General features: G+C 67.4%; 18 protein-coding genes. 5 read left to right on the forward strand and 13 right to left on the reverse strand.

Annotated elements, in window-relative coordinates; genetic code table 11:
* Together G369_RS0116180 and G369_RS0116185 are read right to left on the reverse strand one after the other, a co-directional pair.
* On the reverse strand, positions 1–450 hold a 450-nt coding region (locus G369_RS0116180; protein ID WP_019655059.1), incomplete at its 3' end, for an ABC transporter permease.
* A gap of 36 nt (positions 451–486) precedes the next feature.
* On the reverse strand, positions 487–1,572 hold the full coding sequence (locus G369_RS0116185; protein ID WP_019655060.1) for a tartrate dehydrogenase: 1,086 nt from the start codon (positions 1,570–1,572) through the stop codon (positions 487–489).
* 351 nt (positions 1,573–1,923) lie between these two features.
* On the opposite strand from G369_RS0116185, the gene G369_RS0116190 reads away from it, so the two are divergent.
* Positions 1,924–3,348, forward strand: a complete 1,425-nt coding sequence (locus G369_RS0116190; protein WP_020723098.1) for a sensor histidine kinase — start codon at positions 1,924–1,926, stop codon at positions 3,346–3,348.
* A gap of 31 nt (positions 3,349–3,379) precedes the next feature.
* On the forward strand, positions 3,380–4,240 hold the full coding sequence (locus tag G369_RS0116195; RefSeq protein WP_019655062.1) for an aldo/keto reductase: 861 nt from the start codon (positions 3,380–3,382) through the stop codon (positions 4,238–4,240).
* Positions 4,241–4,390: 150 nt separating this feature from the next.
* Here G369_RS0116195 and G369_RS0116200 read toward each other — a convergent pair whose 3' ends face one another.
* From G369_RS0116200 to G369_RS0116235, 8 genes are all read right to left on the reverse strand, one after another.
* Positions 4,391–5,881, reverse strand: coding sequence for a nucleobase:cation symporter-2 family protein (locus tag G369_RS0116200; RefSeq protein ID WP_019655063.1), 1,491 nt, complete (start codon positions 5,879–5,881; stop codon positions 4,391–4,393).
* A 164-nt stretch (positions 5,882–6,045) separates the two neighbouring features.
* The gene (locus G369_RS0116205) at positions 6,046–7,035 is read right to left on the reverse strand and encodes an NAD-dependent epimerase/dehydratase family protein (RefSeq protein ID WP_019655064.1); all 990 of its coding nucleotides are present in this window, start codon (positions 7,033–7,035) and stop codon (positions 6,046–6,048) included.
* Between the two features lie 57 nt (positions 7,036–7,092).
* A complete protein-coding gene (locus G369_RS0116210; protein ID WP_019655065.1) occupies positions 7,093–8,859 on the reverse strand; it encodes an EAL domain-containing protein in 1,767 nt (588 codons plus the stop codon).
* A gap of 119 nt (positions 8,860–8,978) precedes the next feature.
* Positions 8,979–9,518, reverse strand: coding sequence for a helix-turn-helix domain-containing protein (locus tag G369_RS0116215; protein WP_019655066.1), 540 nt, complete (start codon positions 9,516–9,518; stop codon positions 8,979–8,981).
* Between the two features lies 1 nt (position 9,519).
* Positions 9,520–10,281 carry a GntR family transcriptional regulator gene (locus G369_RS0116220; protein ID WP_019655067.1) on the reverse strand — a complete coding sequence of 254 codons (762 nt, stop codon included), beginning with the start codon at positions 10,279–10,281 and terminating at the stop codon, positions 9,520–9,522.
* A 14-nt stretch (positions 10,282–10,295) separates the two neighbouring features.
* Positions 10,296–11,033, reverse strand: coding sequence for an aspartate/glutamate racemase family protein (locus tag G369_RS0116225; RefSeq protein WP_019655068.1), 738 nt, complete (start codon positions 11,031–11,033; stop codon positions 10,296–10,298).
* Positions 11,034–11,075: 42 nt separating this feature from the next.
* Complete coding sequence (locus tag G369_RS0116230; protein WP_019655069.1) at positions 11,076–12,569, reverse strand: NCS1 family nucleobase:cation symporter-1; 1,494 nt, start codon at positions 12,567–12,569, stop codon at positions 11,076–11,078.
* Positions 12,570–12,925: 356 nt separating this feature from the next.
* Positions 12,926–14,278: a hypothetical protein gene (locus G369_RS0116235; RefSeq protein ID WP_132752723.1), complete on the reverse strand. Its 1,353-nt coding sequence runs from the start codon at positions 14,276–14,278 to the stop codon at positions 12,926–12,928.
* A gap of 349 nt (positions 14,279–14,627) precedes the next feature.
* On the opposite strand from G369_RS0116235, the gene G369_RS0116240 reads away from it, so the two are divergent.
* Complete coding sequence (locus G369_RS0116240; protein WP_080647843.1) at positions 14,628–15,410, forward strand: winged helix-turn-helix domain-containing protein; 783 nt, start codon at positions 14,628–14,630, stop codon at positions 15,408–15,410.
* A gap of 58 nt (positions 15,411–15,468) precedes the next feature.
* Here the strand turns inward: G369_RS0116240 and gspD are convergent, their stop codons facing one another.
* Positions 15,469–18,141, reverse strand: a complete 2,673-nt coding sequence (gspD, locus tag G369_RS35860) for a type II secretion system secretin GspD (RefSeq protein ID WP_019655073.1) — start codon at positions 18,139–18,141, stop codon at positions 15,469–15,471.
* Between the two features lie 551 nt (positions 18,142–18,692).
* Between gspD and G369_RS0116255 the strand changes: the two genes are divergently transcribed.
* Positions 18,693–19,442 (forward strand): TerC family protein, encoded by a 750-nt coding sequence (locus G369_RS0116255; RefSeq protein WP_019655075.1) that lies wholly within the window; start codon positions 18,693–18,695, stop codon positions 19,440–19,442.
* 31 nt (positions 19,443–19,473) lie between these two features.
* On the opposite strand, the gene G369_RS0116260 is transcribed toward G369_RS0116255, so the two are convergent.
* A complete protein-coding gene (locus G369_RS0116260) occupies positions 19,474–21,219 on the reverse strand; it encodes a CehA/McbA family metallohydrolase domain-containing protein (RefSeq protein WP_019655076.1) in 1,746 nt (581 codons plus the stop codon).
* Positions 21,220–21,382: 163 nt separating this feature from the next.
* Here G369_RS0116260 and G369_RS35865 point away from each other — a divergent pair, with 163 nt between their 5' ends.
* Entirely contained in the window at positions 21,383–23,431 is a 2,049-nt protein-coding gene (locus G369_RS35865; protein ID WP_019655077.1) for a putative bifunctional diguanylate cyclase/phosphodiesterase, read from the forward strand.
* 21 nt (positions 23,432–23,452) lie between these two features.
* Here the strand turns inward: G369_RS35865 and G369_RS0116270 are convergent, their stop codons facing one another.
* Positions 23,453–24,679 carry a M20 family metallopeptidase gene (locus G369_RS0116270; protein WP_019655078.1) on the reverse strand — a complete coding sequence of 409 codons (1,227 nt, stop codon included), beginning with the start codon at positions 24,677–24,679 and terminating at the stop codon, positions 23,453–23,455.
* Positions 24,680–24,778 lie beyond the last annotated feature (99 nt).

Genomic DNA, 24,778 nt, shown 5'->3' on the forward strand with positions numbered 1-24,778 from the left:
CAGGATGGCGAACCAGAAGTTCGGAATGGCGATGCCGACCTGGGCCATGCCCATGAGGCCGACGTCGCCGAGCTTGTTGTGGCGGGCCGCGGCGGTCACGCCCACCAGCAGCGCGATCACGACGGTGAAGGCCATCGCCAGCACGGCCAGGGGCACGGTCAGGGCGAGGCGTTCGAGGATCAGGTCGAGCACCGGCGAGCTGTAGGCGTAGCTGTCGCCGAGGTTGCCGGTGAGCAGGCCGCCGATCCAGTGCCAGTAGCGCGTCCATGCGGGCTGGTCGAGGCCGAGCTTGGTGGCCAGGGCGGCGACGGCCTCGGGCGAGGCGTCGGGGCCCATGAGCATCTGCGCGGCGTTGCCGGGCAGGATCTCGAGCACGAGGAAGACGATGACCGAGGCGCCGATCAGGGTGCCGATCAGCGTCAGCGTGCGCTTCAGCAGGAACAGGCCCATCTCAGCCTCTCAGGTCGCTAGGGGAAAGGCAGGGCGTCATGCTGCCGAGATGCATTCGGCGATCGCGCGGCCCACGTCCACCGTGTTGGCCGTGCCGCCCATGTCGCGGGTGCGCGGGCCTTCGCTCAGCACGGTCTCGATGGCCGAGAGCACGGCGGCGGAAGCCTGCGCGTACACGGGATCGTCGCCGCCGAGGTGGTCGAGCATCAGCGCGGCCGACCAGATCTGGCCGATCGGATTGGCGATGCCCTTGCCCGCGATGTCGGGTGCCGAGCCGTGCACCGGCTCGAACAGCGACGGGAACTTGCGTTCGGGGTTGAGGTTGGCCGACGGCGCGATGCCGATGGTGCCCGTGCAGGCCGGGCCCAGGTCGGACAGGATGTCGCCGAAGAGGTTGGAGGCCACGACCACGTCGAACCAGTCGGGGTGCTGCACGAAGTGCGCGCACAGGATGTCGATGTGGAACTTGTTCGTCGCCACCTCGGGATAGCGCTTGGAGATCTCGGCCAGGCGCTCGTCCCAGTAGGGCATGGTGATCGAGATGCCGTTCGACTTGGTCGCGGCCGTCAGGCTCTTGCGCTTGCGGCGGTTGGCCAGCTGGAACGCGTAGTCGATGATGCGGTCCACGCCGGTGCGGGTGAAGACCGCTTCCTGGATCGCCATCTCGCGCGGCGTGCCCTCGAACAGGCGGCCGCCCACGGAGGTGTATTCGCCCTCGGTGTTCTCGCGCACCACCAGGAAGTCGATGTCGCCGGGCTTGCGGTGCGCCAGCGGGCCGGGCACGCCGGGCATCAGGCGCACGGGGCGCAGGTTCACGTACTGGTCGAAGTCGCGGCGGATCTTGATCAGCAGGCCCCACACGGCGATGTGGTCGGGCACCTTGTCGGGTGCGCCCACGGCACCGAAGTAGATGGCGTCGTGGCCCTGGATCCTGTCGGCCCAGTCGGCCGGCATCATCAGGCCGGTGCGCACGTAGTGGTCGGAGCCCCAGTCGAAGTGGTCGTAGGAGAAGTCGATGCCGAAGCGGCGGCCGACCGCGTCGAGCACGCGCAATCCTTCGGGCATGACCTCGACGCCGATGCCGTCTCCTGGAATCACGGCAATCCTATGCTTTTTCTGCATTGACTCAACCTGTTCAAAGTTCGTTCGTTTCGGGGGACACCGGCGCTCGTGACGCGGGCTTTCGAAAAAATTCTAGAAGCGAGAAACGGGCCCGCGCAGGGGGTTCGCACCCAGTTGGCCTTGACAAAATAAGAAGGTCATGCAGCTGCGTTTTCCTCTGTGGATGGAGGAATCTCGTGTCACGAAACCGACTTCGAATTCGAATAATTAGAAGGCTGAAGCTCCCGATGGCTGCCGCGCAAAGGCCCTTGAGCCTCCTTCATGAAGGCTTTCTGAAGCAGGCGGCGCGGCCCTGCCGGATACTCCGCGCGCTCGCGAGGCGCTCCGCAGAGAACGCTCGCCAGGAGAACCATGAACTTCTTGTCCGTTGCCGCGAAGGCGATCGCACGCCGCATCCGACGGTGGCTCCAGCCCTCGCTGGTGCGGCGCCTGCTGTTCGCGCAGATCGCGGTGGCGGGGCTGCTGTGGAGCGCCACGCTGGCGTTCTTCCTCTACGACTCCAATCGCCTGCCGGAGCTGGTGCGCTACGACAGGATATTCCTGAGCATCATGGCCTGCGCGCAGAACCTCGCCTTCGACCCCGCGCGGCAGCAGCAGACGCTCAAGGCCTTCGACATGGCGCTGCAGGAGACGTCGAGCGACTTCAAATCCGATCAGGACCGGGCGCCCGTGCTGCAGGTGTGGCAGCAGGGCCGGCTCATCTACAACTCCACGCCGAGCGTGCCGCTCATGCACACGCAGATGCCCGGGCGGGTGGAGCGGGTGCGTGCCGGCGAGCGCGTGTGGCGCGCCCGCGCGATGACATCGCCGCTGCTGGACACGCGCGTGCTGCTGGCCGAACCCGACGTGCTGCGCCTGAACTTCACCATCGAGCACCGCAGCTACTACCTCCTGCCGCTGGCCATCAGCCTGCCGTTCATCGTCTTCCCCGCCTGGCTTTCGGTGATGCTCGCGCTGCGGCCGTGGCGGCAGGTGACGAAGGAGACCGCGGAGCGCGGCCCGGCCGATCTTTCCCCGCTGACCTTCGAGCCGCCGCACAAGGAGCTGCAGCCGCTGGTGAACGGCATCAACGGCCTGCTGCGCAGCGTGCGCGACCGGGCATCGCGCGAGCGCGGGCTGATCGCCGACGCGGCGAACGAGCTGCGCACGCCGCTCGATGCGATGCGGATGAACGTCGAGGCGCTGAAGGCGCAGACCGCCGACCCCGGCCAGCGCGAACTCATGGCCAACCTGCTGCGAAGCAACGACCGCGCTGCGCGGCTGGTGGGCCAGCTGCAGCAGCTGATGAGAAGCGACGAGATGCCACGGGACGCATCGCCCGCGACCCTGGCCTTCGACGAACTGGTGCAGGACCGCATCCGCCTCGTCGAAGCGCTCGCGCGGGCACGCGGCATTGCGCTGGAGTTCACGCACGACGAGGCAACGCCTGTGGCGGTGCATGGCGAGCGCGAGAGCCTCGTATCGATGGCGGGCAACCTCGTGGAGAACGCCATCAAGTACAGCCCCGATGGCGGCATGGTCAAGGTACGCGTCTGGCGCGAGGCATCGGAAGCCGTCCTGCAGGTGACCGACGAGGGGCCGGGCATCCCGCCCGCGCTGCGCGAGCGCGTCTTCGACCGCTTCTTCCGTAACCCGGACCAGACGCAGTCGGGCAGCGGCCTGGGGCTGGCCATCGTCAGGTCGGTGCTGGAGAAGCATGGTGGCCGCATCGCGTTGTCCGATGGCGAGGGCGGACGCGGCCTGTGCGCGACGGTGTGGCTGCCTTCGTCCGGCTGACAAGCGGGCGCATCCCTCTTAGGATGGGCCGATGCGAACACTTCAACTCCCCACCGGCGGCGAGATGCCGGTACTCGGCCTCGGCACATGGCGCATGGGCGAAGACGCGAAGCGCCGCGCCGACGAGGTCAAGGCCGTGCGCGAAGCCATCGCGCTGGGCTATCGCCTCATCGACACCGCCGAGATGTACGGCGAGGGCGGGGCCGAGACCGTGATCGGCCAGGCGATCGGTGAAGCACTGCGCGCAAACGACGTGCGGCGCGACGAGCTCTTCATCGTCAGCAAGGTCTATCCGCACAACGCCAGCTGGCGCGGCACGCGCGACGCCTGCGAGCGCAGCCTGAAGCGGCTGGGGCTCGACGCCCTCGACCTCTACCTGCTGCACTGGCGCGGCAGCCACCCGCTGCGCGAGACGGTGGCGGCGATGCACTCCCTGGTCGCGGATGGGCGCATCGCCCACTGGGGCGTGAGCAACTTCGACGTCGACGACATGGAAGAACTCGAGGAAGCCACCGGCGCCGAAGGCCCCGGCTGCGCGGCCAACCAGGTCTACCTGTCGCTGGGCGAACGCGGACCCGAGTTCAGCCTGCTGCCCTGGCAGCGCGAGCGCGGCATTCCGCTGATGGCCTACAGCCCCATCGACCAGGGGGCGCTGGCGGAGGACGACGGACTGGCCGAACTTGCCGCCAGGCTTGGCGTGACCGCCGCGCAACTCGCATTGGCCGCCGTGATCGCGCGGCCCGGCGTGGTTGCCATTCCGAAGGCGGTGCGCAGCGCGCACCTGAAGGAGAATCTGGCCGCTGCCGAGTTGAAGCTCGACGCGGCGACGCTGGCGGAACTGGATCGCCTGCATCCGCCGCCGCGACGCAAGACGCCGCTGGCGATGATCTGAGGGCTCAGAGAAAGGCAGAACGGTCGGAGGCAGAGGGCGCCAAGGTTTCGCCAAGGGCGCGAAAGAAATACCAGGTAGGTCTTTCTTTGTGTTTTTTGCGCCCTTTTCGGATTCTTCGCGTCCTCTGCGTCCGGCCAACCGATCCCGTATTCAGTGAGCGTCCGCGTGCTTGGCCGCAGCGATCACCGCCTGCTCGTCGTGCTTCGCGCCGTTGAGGAACAGGTTCAGCAGCACCGCGGCGACCGACGCCAGCAGGATGCCCGATTCGATCAGCGAGTGGATGGCATGCGGCATCCACTGCTTGAAGTTGGGGGCGATCAGCGGAATCATGCCGATGCCCAGCGACACCGCGACGATCATCGCGTTGTGGCGGTTGTTCTTGAAGTCCACGCCCGACAGGATGCGGATGCCGGTGGCGGCCACCATGCCGAACATCACGAGGCCCGCACCGCCGAGCACCACCGTGGGCAGCGATTCCACCAGCGCCGCCATCTTCGGCAGCAGGCCCAGCACGATCAGGATGATGCCGCCGGCCACGCACACGTAGCGGCTCTTGATGCCGGTGACGGCGACGAGACCCACGTTCTGCGAGAAGCTGGTGTACGGGAAGGTGTTGAAGATGCCGCCGATCAGCGTGCCCAGGCCGTCGGTGCGCAGGCCGCGCGCCAGGTCCTTCTGGCTGATCCTGCGGTCGGTCATTTCGCCCAGCGCCAGGAACATGCCGGTCGATTCGATCATCACCACGATCATGATCAGCGTCATCGTGAGGATCAGGATCGGGTCGAACTGCGGCATGCCGAAGTGGAAGGGCAGCACGATGTCGACCCAGGCGGCCTTGCCCACCTTCTCATACGTCATGAGGCCGGTGAGCGAGGCCACGACGGCGCCGATCACGATACCCAGCAGCACCGAGATGTTGGCGACGAAGCCCTTGGCGTACTTCACGATCAGCAGGATCGACACGAGCACCAGTGCAGCCACGCCGAAGCCCGAGAGGTCGGCGTACTTGGGGTTGGGCACCGTGGGCAGGATCGCGAAGCCCTTGGGCACGGCGGGAATGGAGCTGCCGGGCGAGGTCACTTCCGCAAGCCACTTCGCATAGACCGGGTCGACCAGCGCCGGCGCGGTCGGGCCCACGGGGTTGCCGAAGATCCAGTTGATGCCCACGCGCATCAGGCTGATGCCGATGACCGCGATGATGGTGCCGGTGACCACCGGCGGAAAGAAGCGCAGCATGCGGCTGACCAGTGGCGCGATCAGTATCGACACCACGCCCGCGCCGATGATGGCGCCGAAGAGCAGCTGCGCGCCGTTCTGTCCGGGGTTAGCGTTGGCGATGGCCACCATCGGCGCGACGGAGGCGAAGGTCACGCCCATCATCACCGGCAGCTTGATGCCGAAGAACTGCGTGGCGCCTAGCGCCTGGATCAGCGTGGCGATGCCGCAGCAGAACAGGTCGGCCGAAATCAGCAGCGCGACCTCGTCGGGGCTGAGCTTGAGCGCGCGGCCCACGATCAGCGGCACCGCGACGGCGCCCGCATACATCACCAGCACGTGCTGAAGGCCCAGGGCCGCGAGCTTGCCGGTGGGAAGCCGCTGGTCCACGGGATGGACTGTGGAGGGAGTGGTGTCGGCCGTCATCGTGTGTCTCCTGCTGCGGCGAGAGAGGGATTGATCGAGGAGAGGCGCGCGACACGGCTGGGCATGCGCACACCTCATTGTGTACGCCAAACTGTATACAACTTATGCAACAATCCGGATTCAGGAAAACCCGCATCCGGTGCGGGGCCTTGCCCCCATTTGTTTCAGTGCGTTGCGACGGGGTAGGGGCCTTCGTCGAAGACTTCGGCGTGGTAGCCCTTGCTGCCCACGTCGAGCGCGAGCTGGCTGCGGAAATCGCGGCCCTCGCGCAGGCAGCGCAGCACGTGCGCGAAGTCGTGCTGCGGCTTCCATCCGAGTTCGCGCCGCGCGAGCTCGTTCACGTAGACGCGGTCGAGCTGCGGCGGCAGCGTCCACCCCCGCTTCGCATAGAGTGCCTCTGCCTCGGGGAAGAGGCGGCTCAGCACGGCGGCCGCGTCCTCGCGCAGCATCGGCAGGTCGCCGCGCGTGAAGGGCGTGGTGGCCGAGACGATGTAGCGGCCGAAGCCGATGTGCCGGGCGTGGCGGACGGCCAGAAGATGGGCTTCCACCACGTCCTCGATGTCGGCGCGGCGGTGTAGCAGCTCGTTGGCCTGCGCGTTGTCCAGCGAATGCAGGCTTCGCGCTGCGGCGTCATCGTCCTCCTCGGGGAAGAAGCGCGATGTCTTCAGCACCACGACGGGCAGGTGCTGCCTGCGGTGGAACAGCTCGCACAGGCTCTCGGCCGATGTCTTCGTCACGCCGTAGATGTTCTTGGGCACCGGCACCACGTCTTCGGTGATCCATGCGGCGGGCATGCCCTGCGCGGGCGTGAGCGCGGAACCGAAGGTGCTGGTCGTGCTCGTGAACACGAACGACTCGACACCCGCGGCGACAGCCTCCTCCAGCAGCACCAGCGTGCCCGTGATGTTGGTGTCGACGAACGCCTGCAGGCTGTGCGTCGCCACGTGCGGCTTGTGCAGCGTGGCGGCGTGGATGACGCTGCGCACGCCCCTCATGCAGTCGCGCACGAAGGCGCGGTCGGTGATGGAGCCGGTACGGTCGGTGAAGGCGGAGGGTGCGATGTCGATGCCGCGCGCGTCCTGCGAGGTCGAGCGCAGGGCGCGCATCAGCGCCTCGCCGAGGTGTCCGGCGCTGCCGGTGATCAGGATGGTCATGGCCGCGAGACTATCGCCGGGCGCCTGGACCGTCCACGCATAAGTTATGCGCGATTCTCAGCCTCGCGGCCTGGCCTCGCGCACCGTGAGCCCGGAGGCCGCCTGCTTGGCGTCGTGTTTCGCGATGGAGGCCTCGCCCGCCACGTCCTCGGCATGCCTGAACATGCCCGGCGGGATGCGTACTGCGCCGATGGCCAGCGTGGCGAAAGGCGTGAAGCGGACCACGCCGTGCCGGTCTTCGCCCTCGATGCCGCCGGCCTGCCGGTCGGCCTCGTCGTAGAGGCCGGGTGCCTGCTGGTTGAAGGCCTCGATCAGCCGCACGCAGCGCTGGTGCCAGTCGGGGCTCTGGAACAGCATCAGGAAGTCGTCGCCGCCGATGTGGCCGACGAAGTCGCGATGGGCATCCGCATGCAGCGCCGCGAGCCGCGCGAGCAGCAGGATCATCTCGTCGCCGCGCCAGTAGCCGTAGTGGTCGTTGAATACCTTGAAGCTGTTCAGGTCGGCGTAGCAGGCCGCGAACTCGGCACCCCTGTCGAGCAGCCGTTCGATGTGGATGTTGATGGGGATGTTGCCCGGCAGCGATGTCAGCGGATTGGCGTGCCGCGCCGCCTCGATGCGCGCCTCGGTGACCGCGCGCACGAGCTGGTCGCCGGTGCCCAGGCCCGCATAGCGCTTCTTCTCCGTCACGATGAAGCCTTCGTTCAGGTAGCGCTGGTCCTCCGACATCAGGATGCCGAGCAGGCTCTCGACGTTCTCCTCGCGCTCCACGATCAAGGGCGTGCTGCTGCCATAGGCCAGGCAGGGACGCCGGCCATGCACCTCGCGGAAATACAGCCGCGCATAGTCGTTCATGAACGACTGCCGGTTGATCAGCGCGACCGGCGTCGCGCCCTCGACCACGGCCAGCGCATGCAGCTGTGGGTGCTTCTGGAAGACGGCCGCGACCTCGTCGACCGGCGTCAGCGGGTGGAGTGCGGGCGCCTGGATGATCGACAGGCTGCGCAGCACATTGGGCTGCGAGGGTTGCGATGCGTGCGGCATCACCGCGATGCGGCTGTCGGTGATGGCGGCCGATACGGGCTCGGGCAGCGCCGGCAGCAGCCGCGGCGCCGGCGGGCCGAACAGGAAGCCCTGGCCGTGGGCGATGCCGAGGTCTCGCAGCACGCGCAGGTCCTTGGTGTTTTCCACGCCTTCGGCGATGAGTTCGCTGCCCATCGCGGTGCCCAGGGCGACGATGGCACGCACCATCGCCACGCTCTGCGGGGAGTCGCAGATGCCCTGGGTCAGCAGCTTGTCGAGCTTCACGAAGTCGGGCTGCAGGTCTTTCCAGCGCTGCAGGTTGGAGTGGCCCTGGCCAAAGTCGTCGAGCGCGACGCGCGCACCCAGCGCATGCAGCGCCTTGACCGCATCCTGCAGCGCTGCTGCATCGGCAGCGGCGGATTGCTCGGTGAGTTCGACCGTCACGTCGCGCGCCGCGATGCCGTGGTCCGCCGTCATGCGTTCGAACCGGCAGGCGCCGCCGGAGGCGTCCATGGCTTCGATCAGGGTGTCGGCGCTCATGTTCACGAAGAGCCGGCCCGGCTTGTCGAGCCGACCCCAGTGGGCGAACACCGCCTCCACGCAGTGCAGCTCGAAGCCCGTCAGCCGAGATTCGGCGGCCGCCTGTGCGAGCAGCGCCTCGGGGCCGGGAAGGGCGATGCCGGCGCCGCTGCGGATCAGGGCCTCGTGACCGAAGATCGTTCCCTGGCGCAGGTCCACGATCGGCTGGAAGAACGGAGCGATCGCAGGATGCGACGGGGCGCTGGGCGGGGAGGGCCGGGGCATGCTGTGGAGGTTGTTCGTCGGCGGCTCTCGCGCGGAAGAAAACAAGCAAGTAGCCTTTTTGGGCTACAGAATGCCGTATTTATATGACAGGTGCACGGGCCGCCCTGCCACCGCCAGGGTCAGGCGACGGTGGTGACGATGCGCCCCGCGCGCCCGTCGGACAGCGCGATGCGCTCCCACAGCACGCGTCCGGGAAGGATCGGCACGACGCGGTCGGTGTTCGGCCCGGTGGCGATCTCCAGCGACGACAGCTCGCCCGCGTGCCAGCCCAGAGCGTCGAGCGTGGCCTCGGCTTCGAGAATCTCCTGCGAGGCGTAGCCGATCAGCGAGCGGCCCATGAATTCGCTGGCGTCGGCGCGCCATTCGGACTGGCGCGAGGGCGATGCGGCCAGCAGCCGGTGCGTTCGGTCGCAGATCAGGTGCACCTTGCGCGTGGTCGACTCGACCAGCCGCTTCAGCGCGGCGTCCTGCGCCGAATCGCACGCTGCCGCGAGCAGCCGGTGTGCCACGGCCTGCTGCGCCGGCGATAGCGCAAGCTGTCCGCGCTCCCAGCGCGACACGGTCGCCTGGCTCACGCCCATCAGCTGAGCGAAGTGAGCCTGCTTGATGCCGCGCAGCAGCCGCATCTGACGCAGCGCGAGGCCGAGGTTCCTGCGCATGTCAGGCCAGCAGCGCCTTGACCAGGTCGAGCTGCCGGTCGGGTTTTTCGGTGCCGAGTTCGAGGCTGGCCTCGATGCGCTCCAGGTGCTCGGTCATGCTCTTCACCGCGGCTTCGACGTCGCCCTTGCGGCACAGGCGCAGGAACTCCGCGTGCTCGTCCGACGAGCAGTGCGGGTCGTTCGAGGAGTGGTAGAGCATCGCGATCAGCGAGCTGCGTGCCACCAGTTCGCGTACCAGTTCGGCCAGCGTGCGGTTGCCCGTGGCCTCGGCCAGGGTCACGTGGAAATCGCCCAGCAGCTTCTCGCGCACCGTGCCCATGGTGGTGCTCTGGCGCAGCGCGGTGCGTTCGAACTTGATGTGCTGCTCGAGCGCCTGGTAGTCGCGCGCCCGTGCACTGGCGATGAAGAGGCGCACCACCTCGCTCTCGAGGATGCGGCGCACCGCGAACACCTCGCGGGCTTCCTCGACCGAAGGCTGGCTCACGAACGCGCCCTTGTCGGGAATCATCTCGATGAGCTTGTCCTTCGACAGCATCAGCAGCGCCGCTCGCACCTTGGTGCGGCTCACCGAATACACGCGTCCCAGTGCCTCCTCGCGCAGCCAGGTGCCCGGCGGCAGGCGCTTCTCGACGATCGCGGTGGCGATGTCGTTGGCGATGCTCTCGATGGAGCTGTTCTTGTCGGCCGGTGCCGCGCCGTTCTCTTCCGGAACGGCGGCGGTGGCAGCAGGGGCAGGAGATCTGGTGGAACTGGCGCGGGGCATGCGCGGATTGTGGCCTACCGCGCGAGGGTGAAGCCTTCGAGTGCGCCAATGATGGGCTTTGGCAGGGGCTTTGCGAGCTCGCCGCGCTTGCTGGTGCGCAGCTTCAGCGTCACCAGCGACTCGATGAGCTTGGTGCCCGCGGCCACGCCGTCGATCACCGGTACGCCCAGTACGCCCTCGATGTGCTCGCACAGGTCGGTCATGCCGGCGCAGCCGAGCACGATGCAGTCGGTGCCGTCTTCTTCGAGCGCGCGGCGGCACTCCTCGACGATGCGCTCCCGGGCGCGCGAGCCGGGCTCCTCCAGTTCCAGCACCGGCAGCTCGCAGGCGCGCACGTTGGCGCAGAAGCGCTCCATGCCGTAGATCTCGGCCAGGTGCCAGGCCTGCCCGATGGTGCGGCCCAGCGTGGTCACCACGCTGAAGCGGCTGCCGATCATGCTGGCCAGGTGCATCGCGGCCTCGGCGATGCCCACCACCGGGCCGCGCGCCAGTTCGCGTGCGGCCTTCAGGCCCGGATCGCCGAAGCAGGCGATCACGTAGCCGTCGATGCCGTCGCGCTCGCCCGACGCGATCTCCTGCAGCAGGCCCGGAACGGCGAGCGCCTCGTCGTAGTGGCTCTCGATGGACACCGGCCCCATGGCCGGGCTCACCGCGACGATCTCGGTGCCGGCCTGCGCCACCGCGCGGGCACAGGCGCCGATCTTCTCGGTCATGCTCCAGGTGGTGTTGGGATTGATGATCTTGATGCGCACGGCGCGGTCCCTTTCTTTCTGTCTATCTGACTAACCGGTGGTTCAGGTCTTGTTGCTGCGGTTCAGCACGGCATAGATGATGAAGCCCAGCGCCATGCCGATGAACCATGCATAGTTGGCGGCGCCGCGCAGCGTCGGCACCATCACGCAAAGAATAGGCACGATGGCCGCCGGCACCAGCGCCTGGATCGCCTTCGGGTTGTAGCCGCCGCTGTACCAGTACTCGCCCTTGGGGCTCATGCTGTAGAGCGCGTCAACGTCGATGCGCTGCTTGCGCACGATGTAGTAGTCGGCAATGAGGATGCCGAACAGCGGGCCGATGAACGAGCCCAGCACGTCGAGCGTGTAGTGGATGACTTCGGGGCTGTTGTAGAGGTTCCATGGCGTGAGGAACACCGAACCCACCGCGGCGATCATGCCGCCCGTGCGCCAGCTGATGTGCTGCGGCGCCACGTTGGAGAAGTCGAACGCGGGCGAGACGAAGTTCGCGACGATGTTGATGCCGATGGTGGCGATCATGAAGGTCAGCGCGCCCAGCACGACGGCGGTGGTGCTGTCGATCTTGCCCACGGTGTGCACCGGGTCGGTGATGAGCTCGCCGAACACCGGCAGCGTGGCGGCGGTGGTGATGACCGTCAGCAGCGAGAAGAACACGAAGTTCACCGGCAGGCCCCAGAAGTTGCCCTTCTTCACCGCCTCGAAGCTCTTGCCGTAGCGCGAGAAGTCGCCGAAGTTGAGCATCGGGCCGCTGAAGTAGCTCACCACCAGCGCGATGGCCGAGAGCATCACGGGCAGCGCGTCCCAGCCCTGGAACTTGATGCCGCCCAGGTTCAGGTCGATGTTGCTCCAGCCGGCCTTCCACACCAGCCAGCCGCACAGGATGGCCATGACGACGTACACGGCAGGGCCGGCCCAGTCGATGAACTTGCGGATCGCATCCATGCCGTGCCAGAACACGAAGGCCTGCAGCACCCACATGACCATGAACGCGACCCAGCCCAGGGCGGACAGGCCGGCGAAGCCGTACTTGGTGACCTCGGCGTAAGGCGCCAGGCCGGGCGCCATGTGCAGCGCCAGCACCATGAAGGCGGCAGAGGCGAGGTAGGTCTGCACGCCGTACCAGGCCACCGCGATCAGTCCGCGGATGATGGCCGGAATGTTCGCGCCCAGCACGCCGAAGGGTGCACGGCACACCACGGGGTAGGGCACGCCCGTCACCTGGCTGGGCTTGGCCACGAGGTTGCAGAAGATCTGCACGATCACGATGCCCACCAGCAGCGACACCAGCACCTGCCAGCTCGAAAGGCCCAGCGCGAAGAGGCTGCCCGCGGTGATGTAGCCGCCCACGCTGTGCACGTCGGACATCCAGAAGGCGAAGATGTTGTACTGTCCCCAGGTCTGCTTCTTCAGCGGGGCGAGGTCTTCGTTGGTCAGGCGCGGGTGGTAGCCGGGCTTGATGACGGCATTCGATTCTGCGTGCGGCGCAATGCCGGCTTCGCTCGCCCCCGTGGGGGCCTGGCTGACGACTGTGCTCATGGTCTTACCTCTTGCGGGTGGGTGGATCAGAACCTGTTTTGACGCAAATTTCGCGCCGGATTATCGGGTGCGTTATTTGTATACAAAAAACGAACGCAATCAAGGTCATTCGAGAACTCATATATCGGTGTAATCCCTGAGGTCTTCGCGTTGGCGTCGGGTGCGGCGCGGGCTCACGGGCGTGTCCGTCCCTGCGCTGCTCGCCGTGGGCAGGCGCGGACCGAGGGAATAAGGGGGCAGGGAGGCGGATGCCTCGGGATGGGGCGAGACCGTGTAGCGGTGCACCCGGGAGGTGCGCCGCTACGCGGCCAGCGCCGCCCGATGCGGCGGCGTGCAGTGGGAAGGCTTGACCGGCCTTACTGGCCGTGCTCCTTCTTGTGCGGGGCGGCGGCGTGTTCGTGGGGAGCCGGAGGATGCTCGGGATGCCCATGCGAAGGCGCGGGCGGGTGCGGTCTCGGTGCGGGAGCCGGTGCCGACACCGGCCTCGGTGGCCGCTGGAGCCTCTGCTCGCCTCCTTCGTGCACTGCAACTGGCGGGCGCCCTTCATGCGCCATTCGCGCATCGTCGGCGGGCGGCTTCGGTCTTTGAGGCAGCTCGGCGCGGGCCTGCGCCGGCGTCGGTGAGGCCACTGCAGGCTCGGGCCTCCTGGCAGGGGCCTCGGACATGAGCGGCTCTGGACGCGACTGCGGTGCAGGGTGCGAAAGAGGCTCGCCATGCGCCTGCGCCTCGGGGCGGCCCGGTGGTTCAGGGCGCGACTGAGGCGCAGAGGCCGGCTGCGGCTGCGAAGGTGGGCGAGCCGCAGCAGCCTGTTGTGCGGCAGGAGTGCCGGGAACCGCAGGGCGGAGCGCCTCCGCCGACCGTGCCGCGGGCGGCGGTTGACGGTCGGCCGGCAGCGCGGCGACCGGCTTCGCGCTCGCCGGAACCGGCGCCATCGCGCGCACGACGGGCGGGAGCGCAGCGGCAAGGTGGGCACTTGCCGGAATCGCGGCTTCGAACGGCCTTCCGCTCGCGGTCGCGCTGGCGGGCGCCACCACCTTCACTGTCTGGCTGTTGTTGTTGTTGATGTTCGTGACGTTGGTGATGTTGTTGATCGTCGTGTTGTTCGTCACGCTGTTGATCGTGGTGTTCTGCACGCGCATGCCGACGTTGTTGACCGGCGGCGCGCTGACGACCACCGCCGGCGGCGTACCGATCGGGGCAGGCACGATCAGGCCGAGCCGCGAACCGGGAGGCGCGGGAACGAACACGCCAGGTGGCCCGATCGGAGCGATCCCTGCCACCACGCCGGCTGCCGCCACCGACACTGCAAGGCTCAGCCCCAGCGGCGGCGGCACGAACGCGACGCCCGGCGGCGACCAATGGCCTGCGACGAAGACCACCACGTTGTCGCGGTGCTCGTAGTAAGGCTGCACCCATCCATAGCCGGGTTGCGGGGGCGCGGACCAGCGGCCTGCGGCCCACACCCAGTTGCCCTGCCACGTCCAGTAGCCGCCGGTCCACACCGCGCCCGCGAAAGGCGGGGGCGGCGGCACTTCCACGAGCATCGGCGGCGGAGCCCATGCCACCGCGATCGGAGGAGGCTGATACAGCGGCGGATCGACGTACACGCTCACGACAGGCGGTGCGGCGACAGCGACGTGCGCGGGCTGCACGACGGTGCGGACCACCGGAGCCGGCGGTTGAACGACACAGCCTGCAGTCAGGCTCACCACCAGAACTCCGGCAATCTGAAGTGCGGGGAGAGAAGAAGGTGCTTTTCTCATTCGATATTCCCGAGGACGTGCACGAATGGCACAGGGAACGACCTAACGGGCCCTCGAAAACAGTCGATGACAGCGCCGCGATGAATTTCATGCGGTAACGATATTTCGTTCGTCGAGTCGACCCATGTCAGGCTGCACTCAGGCCGAATATCGTCCGTGAATGGAGGGATGAACGACTCACGTGCAGGAAGACGAAAAGACCGATCGTCTTCCTAAGTAATGAATTAGATCAATGATCTACAGCAAACATATAAGAACACGGTAGCTCCACTCTGGCGCGTTGGAAGGAGAAACCGTGCGGCTTCTGGATTCAAAACTTTCTCTCGACCACGCATCGAGCGGTGAAATCGTCGACACCGAAAAAGGACGAGTTAAGGAGGGCGTCGAAGATATCGATGCCACCCGAATACTGCTCGTCGATCACCGTTCCAGCTTTTGCGATTCGATGAACCAGGCGTTGCAGCAGAAGGGTTTGCTCATCGACGTATCGCGCGGTGCCAACGCGGCAGCGACGCCTGCGCTCGCGCGGGACTATTCGCTGGTTCTGTTGAATTCCATGCAGCCCGGCATCGCTGGCCTGAGCGCCGTGCGATCGATCCGGCGCAAGACGAACGCGCCCCTGCTCGTTCTGACCGAGCGCGACAGCGTTGCCGTGCGCCTCGCGGGCCTGGAGCTCGGAGCGAGCGACTACCTGGTCAAGCCTTTCACGATGCCCCAGCTGCTGTCGCGCATCAGGGCGTTGGCACGCAACTGCGCTGCGCGCCCACAGCCGATACTGTGGCTGGGCGATCTGGAGATCAACGAATGCGATGCGACCTGCTGCCGCGACGGCAAGGACCTCGGCCTGACCAGGATGGAGTTCGTGCTGCTGCTGGTGCTGCTTCGCAATCAGGGTCAAGTGCTCTCGCGCGATACGCTCGCCCGCGAAGTCTGGGGCACGGAGTTCGATCCCGCCACCAACGCGATCAACGTCGCCATACTGCGCCTGCGCAACAAGCTCGATTCACCGTTCCAAGTGAAGCTGCTCCATACGGTGCGAGGCAAGGGCTACGTGCTCGAGCAGCGGACGCGGTCGTGAAGGGCCTGATCGCCACCTGACGGATCGAAGCGCTGGCGGCCAGCGAACCTGGTTCGTGCTAGGGCAGTTCGCGCGCACTGACCGGGTCCGCCGTCGGCGGCAGCGCGCCGCGCAACGGGCTCGGCGGTGCCAGGTTGCGATCATCGATGGCGGGTCGCGGTGGCGGGATGAGTTCGGTGCCCTCCATGCGCGTGCTGCCGCTTCGGCTCGGTGCGCGCGCCAGCGGCGCATCGGGCAGCAGCGGCGCGGCATCCACGGCACGCAGCATGATGTTGCCGGTGTCCGGCTGCGTGCGCTTCTGCATGCTGCGGATCTCGTCGTAGCGGCCGTAGGAGAAGGACTCGATGGACTCCGCATCGCGCATCACGGCGGGGCGCAGGAACATCATCAGGTTGCTCTTGGCGCGCGTGCGGTTCTCGTTCTTGAATAGGTTGCCCACCACCGGCACGTCTCCTGCCAGCGGCACCTTCTCGATGGTGTTGTTGTAGGTGTCGGAGAGCAGGCCGCCGAGCATGACCAGGCCGCCGTCTTCCACCAGCACGTTCGACTCGATCGAGCGCTTGTTGGTGGTCGGTCCGTTCTGGTTGTTGACCGTGTTCTGGTCGACTGTCGAGGCCTCCTGGAAGATGGTGAGCTTCACCGTGCCGTTCTCGTTGATGGTCGGGCGCACGCGCAGCGTGAGGCCCACGTCCTTGCGCTCCACGGTGGTGAAGGGATTGACGCCGACCGAACCGGCGGCGCTCGCGTACTGGCCCGTAACGAAGGGCACGTTCTGGCCGATCACGATGCGGGCCTCCTCGTTGTCCAGCGTCAGCAGGTTGGGCGTGGACAGGATGTTGGCGTCGCCGTCGCTGCTGAAGAAGTTGGCGATGGCGCCCAGCACGTACTGTCCGCCGATCCTGCTGCCCACGCCGATGTTCAGGCCCGGCGCGATCTGGCTCGCCACGCCGGCGGCATTGCGCGTGGCCAGCGCCTGGGTGAGCGCGAGGATGTTGTTCCTGTTGAGGCTCGAATTGGTGCCGATGACGGCGTTGCCGCCCAGCGCGCTCTGCCACTGCACGCCGAAGCTCGCGGCCTTGCTGGCGTTCACCTCGACGATCAGCGCCTCGATCATGACCTGGGCCCGCCGGCCGTCGAGCCTGTCGATCACCGCGCGCATCTGCCGGTATTGCGGCTCCGGCGCGGTGATGATCAGCGAGTTGGTCGACGGATCGGCCTGGATCTGACCCCCGGTGGAGGGCTGGTTCGCGTTGTTCAGGGGCGCGTCGGCCGCGCTCGAAGCGCCGCCCTGGCCTGCCCCGTTCGGGCCCGCCTGCGAGGCTTGCTGTTGCCCCTGCAAGGCCGCGCCGCCACCTGCAGCCTGGGCCGCGTTCTGCTGGCCCGCCGCCATCGCGGCACGCAGCGTGACCGCGAGCCGCACCGCGTCCGCGTTCTTCAGGTAGACCACGTAGATGTTGCCGGCGGCGCCGCTTCCGGTGTCCGCCGGCGGGCGGTCGAGCTTGTCGACCAGCGCGCGCACGAGCTGCATGCGCGCCGGGTTGGCCGCCCGCATGAGCACGGAGTTGCTGCGCGGGTCGGCCATCAAGGTGGTGCGGAACGACGTGTCCGGCGCGTTCGAGATGGGTGCCGCATTCGGCGACTCCGACATGCTCGACATGCCTGATGCGGCCGACAAGGCCGATGCACCCGAACTGCCGCCGTCGATCAGCCGCTGCAGCATCGGTACGATGTCGGTGGCGAGCGCGTATCGCAGCTGGATGATTTCGACGTCGGACGCGTTCGGAACATCCAGCGACGCGATGACGCGCGCGAGGCGGCGCATGTTGTCCGCGTAGTCGGTGATCACGATCGAGTTGGTGCCCGGGTTCACGTTGATGCTGTTGTTCGGCGCGATCAGCGGGCGCAGCACCGGCAGCAGGTTGTTCGGCGACTCGTAGTTGAGCCTGAAGATCTGCGTGACGACCTGGTTGCCGGCGTTCGACGGGATGGCGCCGATCGAGGTATTGACGGTGCCGCTCTGCAGCTTGGCGCTGGCCTCGGGCACCACCTTGTAGAGCCCCTCGGCTTCCACCAGGGCGAAGCCGCGCAGTCGCAGCGCGAGGGCGAACTGGTCGAAGGCCGCGGCCGGAGGGATCGCTCGCTCGGTGACGAGGTTCATCGTGCCCTTCACCCGCGGGTCGACCACCACGTCGCGGCCGGTGACCACCGCCATGGTGCGCGCCACCGCCTCGATGTCTGCGTTGAAGAAATTCAGCGTGACGGGTTCGCTGCCGGCAGGCACTGCCCTGGCGCTGGCAGGCGGGCGAGCCTGCGTCGGTGAGGCCGTAGCGCCGGCGGACTGCAGCGTGACCTTGAGCGTACTGCCTTGGATCTCGGTCTTGTATGAGGCGGGTTGCCAAAGATTCAGCACGACCCGGCTGCGCTCTCCCGCCTGCACGACGTTGATCGAACGCAGGTTGGCCTGGTTCACTTCGACGGCCGCGCGGCCCACCTCGCTGGCGATGCCGGGAAAGTCGAGCGCGATGCGCGCGGGGTTCTGTATGGCGAATCCGCCGGGCAGCTCGTCGAGCGGCTGCGCCAGATCGATCTGAACGACCGTGGCTCCATGCTGAACGTAGCCCGACACGGCCTTGATGGTGTTCTGCGCATGGGCCAGCCCCAATGCGCCGCAGAGCAGCAGGCCGAGGCATGCGGCGCGAACGCTTCGCGCGCCATCGAACCGTGCGCTCATGCGTCAGCGCCTGCACAACCTGCGGTGGCAGGGGTACCTGGCAGGGGCAAGGCTCCTTCACCCGGGCATGGCGCGGGCCGGAACGAACGGCCGCCTTCGGGGCTGACGGCCGAACGGTTCATCGTGCAGGTTCGAATCGCAGGGAAAAACGGCATCAGGGGCCGACAACGATGGTTTGAGTTTCCGCACCGATCCACATCGTTGCTGCTAAAGGCTATGCCGGAAGAGGGATGCGCCGTCAGGTGCCTCCGGGCATGCATGCTCGCTGATTCGCCCTGCGGCCACTAGCCATTCAAATGAGATGGAGAACCTCATTTTTGTATGCAATCGTTGAGCGCCTGGCGTGGCCCAGGATGACCGGCGATGCCTTCAAGGACTTCTTTGCGGAATGCGGCAGCGACGGGACGCTCGCGGTATCGGCCGGCGTTGCGGCCCTCTGGCGCGTAATGGCCCATGAGGCGAGGGGACGCTGGCGCCCGGCGCGCGGGGACCCGTAAGATGCGCTCGCCCGCAGCGGCCGCCGGCCGCACGTGCTGCAACCGCGCCGTTCCATGCTCGAACTTCTTACCGACCCTCAGGTCTGGATCGCCTTCGCCACCCTGACCGCGCTGGAGCTGGTCCTGGGGATCGACAACATCATCTTCATCTCGATCCTGGTCGACAAATTGCCTCTCGCCCAGCGGGAGTTCGCGCGGCGCATCGGCCTTTTCATGGCCATGTTCATGCGCATCGGGCTGCTGCTTGTGCTAGCCTGGATCGTGGGGCTGGTGGCGCCGCTCTTCACCGTCTTCAACCAGGAGATCTCGGGGCGCGACCTGATCCTCATCCTGGGCGGGCTGTTCCTGATCTGGAAGAGCACGAGCGAGGTCCACCAGTCGCTCGAAGGCGAGCAGGAGCACAAGCAGAGCGCCGTCAAGGCGACCTTCGCTTCGGTGATCCTGCAGATCATGATCATCGACCTGGTGTTCTCGCTCGACTCCATCATCACCGCTGTCGGCATGGTGGACGACGTGCGCGTGATGATCGCGGCGGTGATCGCCTCGGTGCTGCTGATGATGCTGTTCGCCGGCCCCATCGGCCGCTTCGTGTCGGCCCATCCGACCATCAAGATGCTGGCGCTGTCCTTCCTGGTGGTCGTGGGCGTGGTGCTCGTGGCCGAGGGCTTCGACCATCACGTGCCCAAGGGCTATGTGTACTTCGCGATGGCGTTCTCGCTGATCGTGGAGATGCTCAACATCCGCATGCGCACCAAGGCCGCCCGGCGCGTCGAGCTGAACCCGCCGCGCATGCCCGGCGATTGAACCGCGGGCCGCGCGGCGTTCGTCCGCCGCTCTACTGTGCAGCGACCTTCACGAACACCGGGTTCGAGTAGAACCACAGGTCGCTGTAGTTGCGCGCGTTGATCGCGTTGAAGCGGGCCACGTTGTCGGTGCCCGTGGTCTGCGCGTCGGGCAGCGGCTCGCCGCCGGCGGTCTCGTTGGGCACGTCGGTGCCCAGGTTGGTGCCGCGCAGGCGGAAGTACTGGTTGTTGCCGGCCTTCACCGTGTAGCTCACCGCGAAGTAGCCGTCGGCGTCGAGCTTCCAGTCGCTGCGCGTGAAGCGCTTGAGCACGCGCGTCGACGGGTTGGTGTCGCGCGAATAGCCCGCCGTGCCGGGCTGCTCGGGGCCGGTCACGTCGCCCGCGATCAGGTCGATGTGGTCGACCACCGGCTTCACGTTGGCGAAGATGCCGCTGCCGAGCTGGTATTCGAAGTTGTTGCGCTCCGGGCTCTTGAAGCGGATGGTGATCGTCAGGTCTTCGCCGGCCTTTGCCGCCACTTCCGAGCCCATCTCGCCGGCGGCCTTGGCACTCCGGACCTTGAAGTCGAGCGCATCGATCAGGCCGCCGTTCACCGCGAAGAGCTTGCCCGAGCGCATGGCCGCGAGCAGCGACTTCGGGTCCTTGATGTCGCCGAACAGGTGGTTCTTCGCGTACTCGCCCGGCGCGTAGCCGCTGCTGTACTGGCCCTTCGAGATGGTGAAGTGGTAGTCGGAGTCGGCCACGTTCCAGATGTGGCGGCCTTCGGAGAGCAGCGCGTCCCAGGTGCCGCCGAGCCTGGCGACCAGGTAGTCCACGCCCCCGTAGGTGCGCGATGGCAGGTTGGCGTCGGTGTAGGCGCTGTTGTAGCCGCCGCGGTCGGGCTCCATCTGGTTGCCGACCATGCCTTCGAGCGAGAACACGATGTTAGGCGCCAGGTCGTTCATCTCGCGCAGCTGGGCGATCGTGTACTTGCCGGGGTTGCGCGAGGGGTGGTTGATCTGCAGGTAGCTGGTGTCAGGGTAGTTCTTCTTGAGCCATGCGATCGCGGCCAGGGTCTCGGCGTGCGTGTTGTAGCCGGTGCCCGCTTTCGGGCCCCAGGCCGCCACGTCGGCGGCCGGGAAGAGCGCCGCGTCGCGGTTGGTGAAGAGGTATTCGAACTGGCTCGCCGCCTTGAGGGCGGCGTCGGACATCGGGTTGTCGGTCAGGATGCCGACGTTGCCGTGGTCGTGCGAGGGCATGTCCCATTCGAAGGCCGCGAAGATGGTCTTGTCGGCGTACTTGCCGCTGGCCTGCAGCGCCTTGATGCGCGGCACCTGGTACTTGGCCATGCCTTCCGAGAAGGGGATCGAGGCGGCCAGCTTGTTGCCGTCGTTGTCGTAGGAGGACAGGCGCAGGTGGTCCGAGATCGCGGCCCAGTCGAGGCCGAACTTGTCGAAGGCCTTGGACAGCACCTGGTCGAGCGTGGTGACCTGCTGGGTGTCGTCCGACTGCATCGTGTGGACGTGCAGGTCGCCAACGGTCCAGCGGCCGGCCGGGGCGGGCGCTGCCGGCGGAGCCGCAGCGGGGGCAGGTGCCGGCGCCGGAGCCGGGGCGACCGCCGCGGGGGTGCCGGTCGTCGTGGGGAAGAATGCGGGGATGCCGGAGCCTCCGCCGCCGCTGCCGCCGCTGCCGCCGCAGCCGGTGAGCATCAGGGTGCCGACGGCGAGCGTGGAGAACAGGGTGCGGCGCAACGGAAGCCCGGGCGTGAAGGGAGGCGGGGTGGTCGGAAGCTTGGACATGGCGGGCTGAAAGGGGCGACGCGCACCTGGGTGCGCGCCTCGCAAAAAGCCGCGAGTCTGGGCAGAGGCGATGACGCTCTGATGAAACTCGAACGAAAGTTCGTTGTCACCACGCACCATCCAGGCGCGAAGAGGGCCTTCGCTCTATAAACTGTGCCCTTTCATGATTCCCAGCGCACCTTCTTCACCGATCACCGCGTCCGTCGACGATCAGGTGCTCTTCCGCATGGTGCGCACCGACCAGTTGGTGGCGGTGCGCCGCAGCGTGCTTGCGGCCATCCCCATCAACATCGTGCTCAGCTGCGTCGTGGCGCTGGTCGCCCTCAACGCCGGCCGTGCCTTCGAAGGCCTGTGCTGGCTGCTGCTGTCGCTCATGGTGAACGGGGTGCGCAGCTATATCTGCCGCTGGCCCTTCGCGCCATGGCCGGGCGTGGCGCCCGAAAGCGGCGTCGCGACGTCGCCGCAGGCCCGGCCGGTCGAGTGGCACCTGCGGGTCACGACGGCCATGGCCGCCTTGTCGGGCTGCGTGTGGGCGCTCATTCCGCTGCTGTGCGACGGCTATTCGTCGCCGCAGACCGTGTTCTACCTGACGGTGGTGTGCGGCATCTGCGCAGGGGCCGTCACCTACGGCATCGCCTATGCATTCGTGCCCGTCGCCTTCATCGTGCCGGCGCTGCTCTCGGTGGCCGGCTGCCTGGCCTATGCGGGCGGCTTCGACAACCTGAGCCTGGCGGCAATGGTGCTGCTGTACCTGGCGGCGCTCGTGCGCGGCGCGCTGCACAGCGACAGGAACTTTCGCGAAAGCAGCCGCATCCGCAACGAAGCCACGGCCATGGCGGTGCAATTGCGCAAGGCGCACACGCAGTCGCTGGACGCGACCCAGCAGCTGGCCTTCCGCGCCTCGCACGACTCGCTGACCGGCCTGCTCAACCGCGAGGGCTTCACCGACGCGGCAACGCTGCACCTCGCGGCCCCCGACGGCCGCCGGCACGCGCTGCTGCTGCTGGACCTCGACGGCTTCAAGGCTGTGAACGACGCCTTCGGCCACAAGGTCGGCGACCGCGTGCTGCAGGACGTGGCCCACTGGCTGCAGCGGGAGACCGCCGAGATGCAGGCCGTGCTCGGCCGCTGGGGCGGCGACGAGTTCGCGCTGCTCTACTGCCTGCGCGAGGAGCGGCAGGCACCGCCCGAGATCGCGCAGGCGCTGATCCGTTCCATCTCGTTCGCCACGGCGCACTACGGCGGCCACCTGGGCGTGAGCATCGGCATCTCGGTCTCGAGCGAGGCCGAGGTGGCCGACATGATCAGCTTCGCCGACGAAGCCCTCCACGAGGCCAAGCGCACCGGGCGCAACCGCTACCAGGTCTTCGACGGCGCGCTCAACCAGCGCCTGGCCACGCGCCGCGACGTGGAGCGCGACCTGCTGCAGGCCATCGGCTCGCGCGACATCGGCGTGTGGTACCAGCCGATCATGAGCAGCGACGGCAGCGAGGTGCACAGCCTCGAGGCCCTGATGCGCTGGAAGCATCCGCGCCATGGCTACATCTCGCCGGAGGAGGTGATCTCCGCGGCCGCGAGCACCGGCGTGGCCGAGCCCCTGCTGCGGCACCTGGTCGATGAAGTCTGCCGCGGCATGCGGCAGCTGGAAGCCGAGGGCTCGAGCCTGGCGGGCGTGCCGGTGGCGATCAACGTCTCGCCGCGCGAGATGGCTCAGCTTGCGGTCGACGACATCGTGCTGGGCATGCTGAAGCTGCGCAGCATCGCGCCGCGGCGGCTGCAGCTCGAGATCACGGAAGAGGTCGCGCTCGACACCCACGCAACGCGCGGCCGGCTGAGCGCGCTTTCGGCCGCGGGCATCGCGATCGTGGTCGACGACTTCGGCGTGGGTTTCTCTTCGCTGGCATCGCTGCGCAGCGAATATGTGCGGCAGGTGAAGATCGACCGCAGCTTCATCCTCGACCTGTCGTCCTCGCCGAGCAACGAGGTGCTGGTGGATGCCATCGTGCAGCTCGGCCACTCGCTGGGCGTGCAGGTGGTCGCCGAGGGCGTGGAAACCCAGGCCGAACTCGACGTGCTGCGCAGCCTGGGCTGCGGACTGGTGCAGGGCTATCACCTCGCGCGGCCTGCGCCGCTGGCCGAGGTGATGGCGTGGGCCGCCGCCCGCTCGGCGCCTCCGTCCGCAGCGGCACCCGCGCCCGTTCCGGCGGGCTGAACGGCCCGCCTCTTCAGTGGGTCAGGCCAGCAGGTCGCTGAGCGTGCGCGCGACCACCTTGGTGGCGCGGCGCAGGTCTTCGAGCACCACGCGCTCGTCGCTGCGCTTGGCGTGCGATTCGAGCACGGTGCGCGGGCCGGCACCGTAGATCACGCCGGGAATGCCGGCTTCCACGTACAGGCGCACGTCGGTGTACAGCGGCGTGCCCATGGCCTTGATCGGCTCGCCGAAAAGCTCTCCGCCGTGCTTCTGGATCGCGTCGACCAGCGGCTTGTTGCCCGCCAGCGGCTTCATCGAGTTGGCCAGCAGCAGGCGCTTGATCTCGACCGTGATGCCTTCGCTCTCGGCGGCCGCGTCCGCGATCACCTTGCGGATGGTGGCTTCCACTTCCACCGGGTTCTCCTCGGGGATCATGCGGCGGTCGAGCTTGAACACCACCTTGCCCGGAACCACGTTGGTATTGGTGCCGCCCTCGATGCGGCCGACGTTGAGATAGGGGTGCGTGATGCCCTCGACCTTCGAGGTGACCTGCTTGTAGGCCGTGTTCTGCGCATACAGCGCATTCAGGATCTTCACCGCGCCCTGCAGCGCGTCGATGCCCGTGGCCGGCACGGCGGCGTGCGCCATCTTGCCGTGCACCGTCACTTCCATCTGCAGGCAGCCGTTGTGCGCGGTGACCACTTCGTAGCTGAAGCCCGCCGCGATCATCAGGTCAGGCTTGGTCAGGCCCTTCTGGAGCAGCCAGCCCGGGCCCAGGATGCCGCCGAACTCCTCGTCGTAGGTGAAGTGCAGCTCGATGCTGCCCTTGGCCGGCTTGGCCACCGCTTCGAGCGCGCGCAGCGCGAAGGTGAAGCTGGCGAAGTCGCTCTTGCTCACCGCCGCAGCACGGCCGTAGAGGCTGCCGTCGACGATCTCGCCGCCATACGGGTCGTGCGTCCAGCCCTCGCCGGGGGGCACCACGTCGCCGTGGGCATTGAGGGCGACGGTTCTTCCGCCGTCGCCGTACTTGCGGCGCACGATCAGGTTGGTGATCGACTCGAGCCCGTAGTCCTTCACTTCCTGCGCGGGCACCGCGTGCTTCTCGGCCGTGAGGCCGAAGTCGTTCAGCAGCTCGGCGGTGCGCTCGGCATGGGGCGCGTTGTTGCCCGGCGGCGTGTCTGTGGGCACCTGCACCAGTTGCTGAAGGAACTTCACTTCCTCGTCGAAGTGGGCGTCGATCCAGGCATCGAGCTTGGCGTAATCGGTCATAGAGAGCCTCTTCAAATAGCTGATTCAGTTTCGGATCGCTGGTCGCTTGCCGAGAATTCTTTTCGCGAAACACCGTGGAACCGGCCTTGCCGGGCCACC

Source organism: Variovorax atrisoli 110B, from assembly GCF_000382045.1.
GTDB lineage: Bacteria > Pseudomonadota > Gammaproteobacteria > Burkholderiales > Burkholderiaceae_C > Variovorax > Variovorax atrisoli.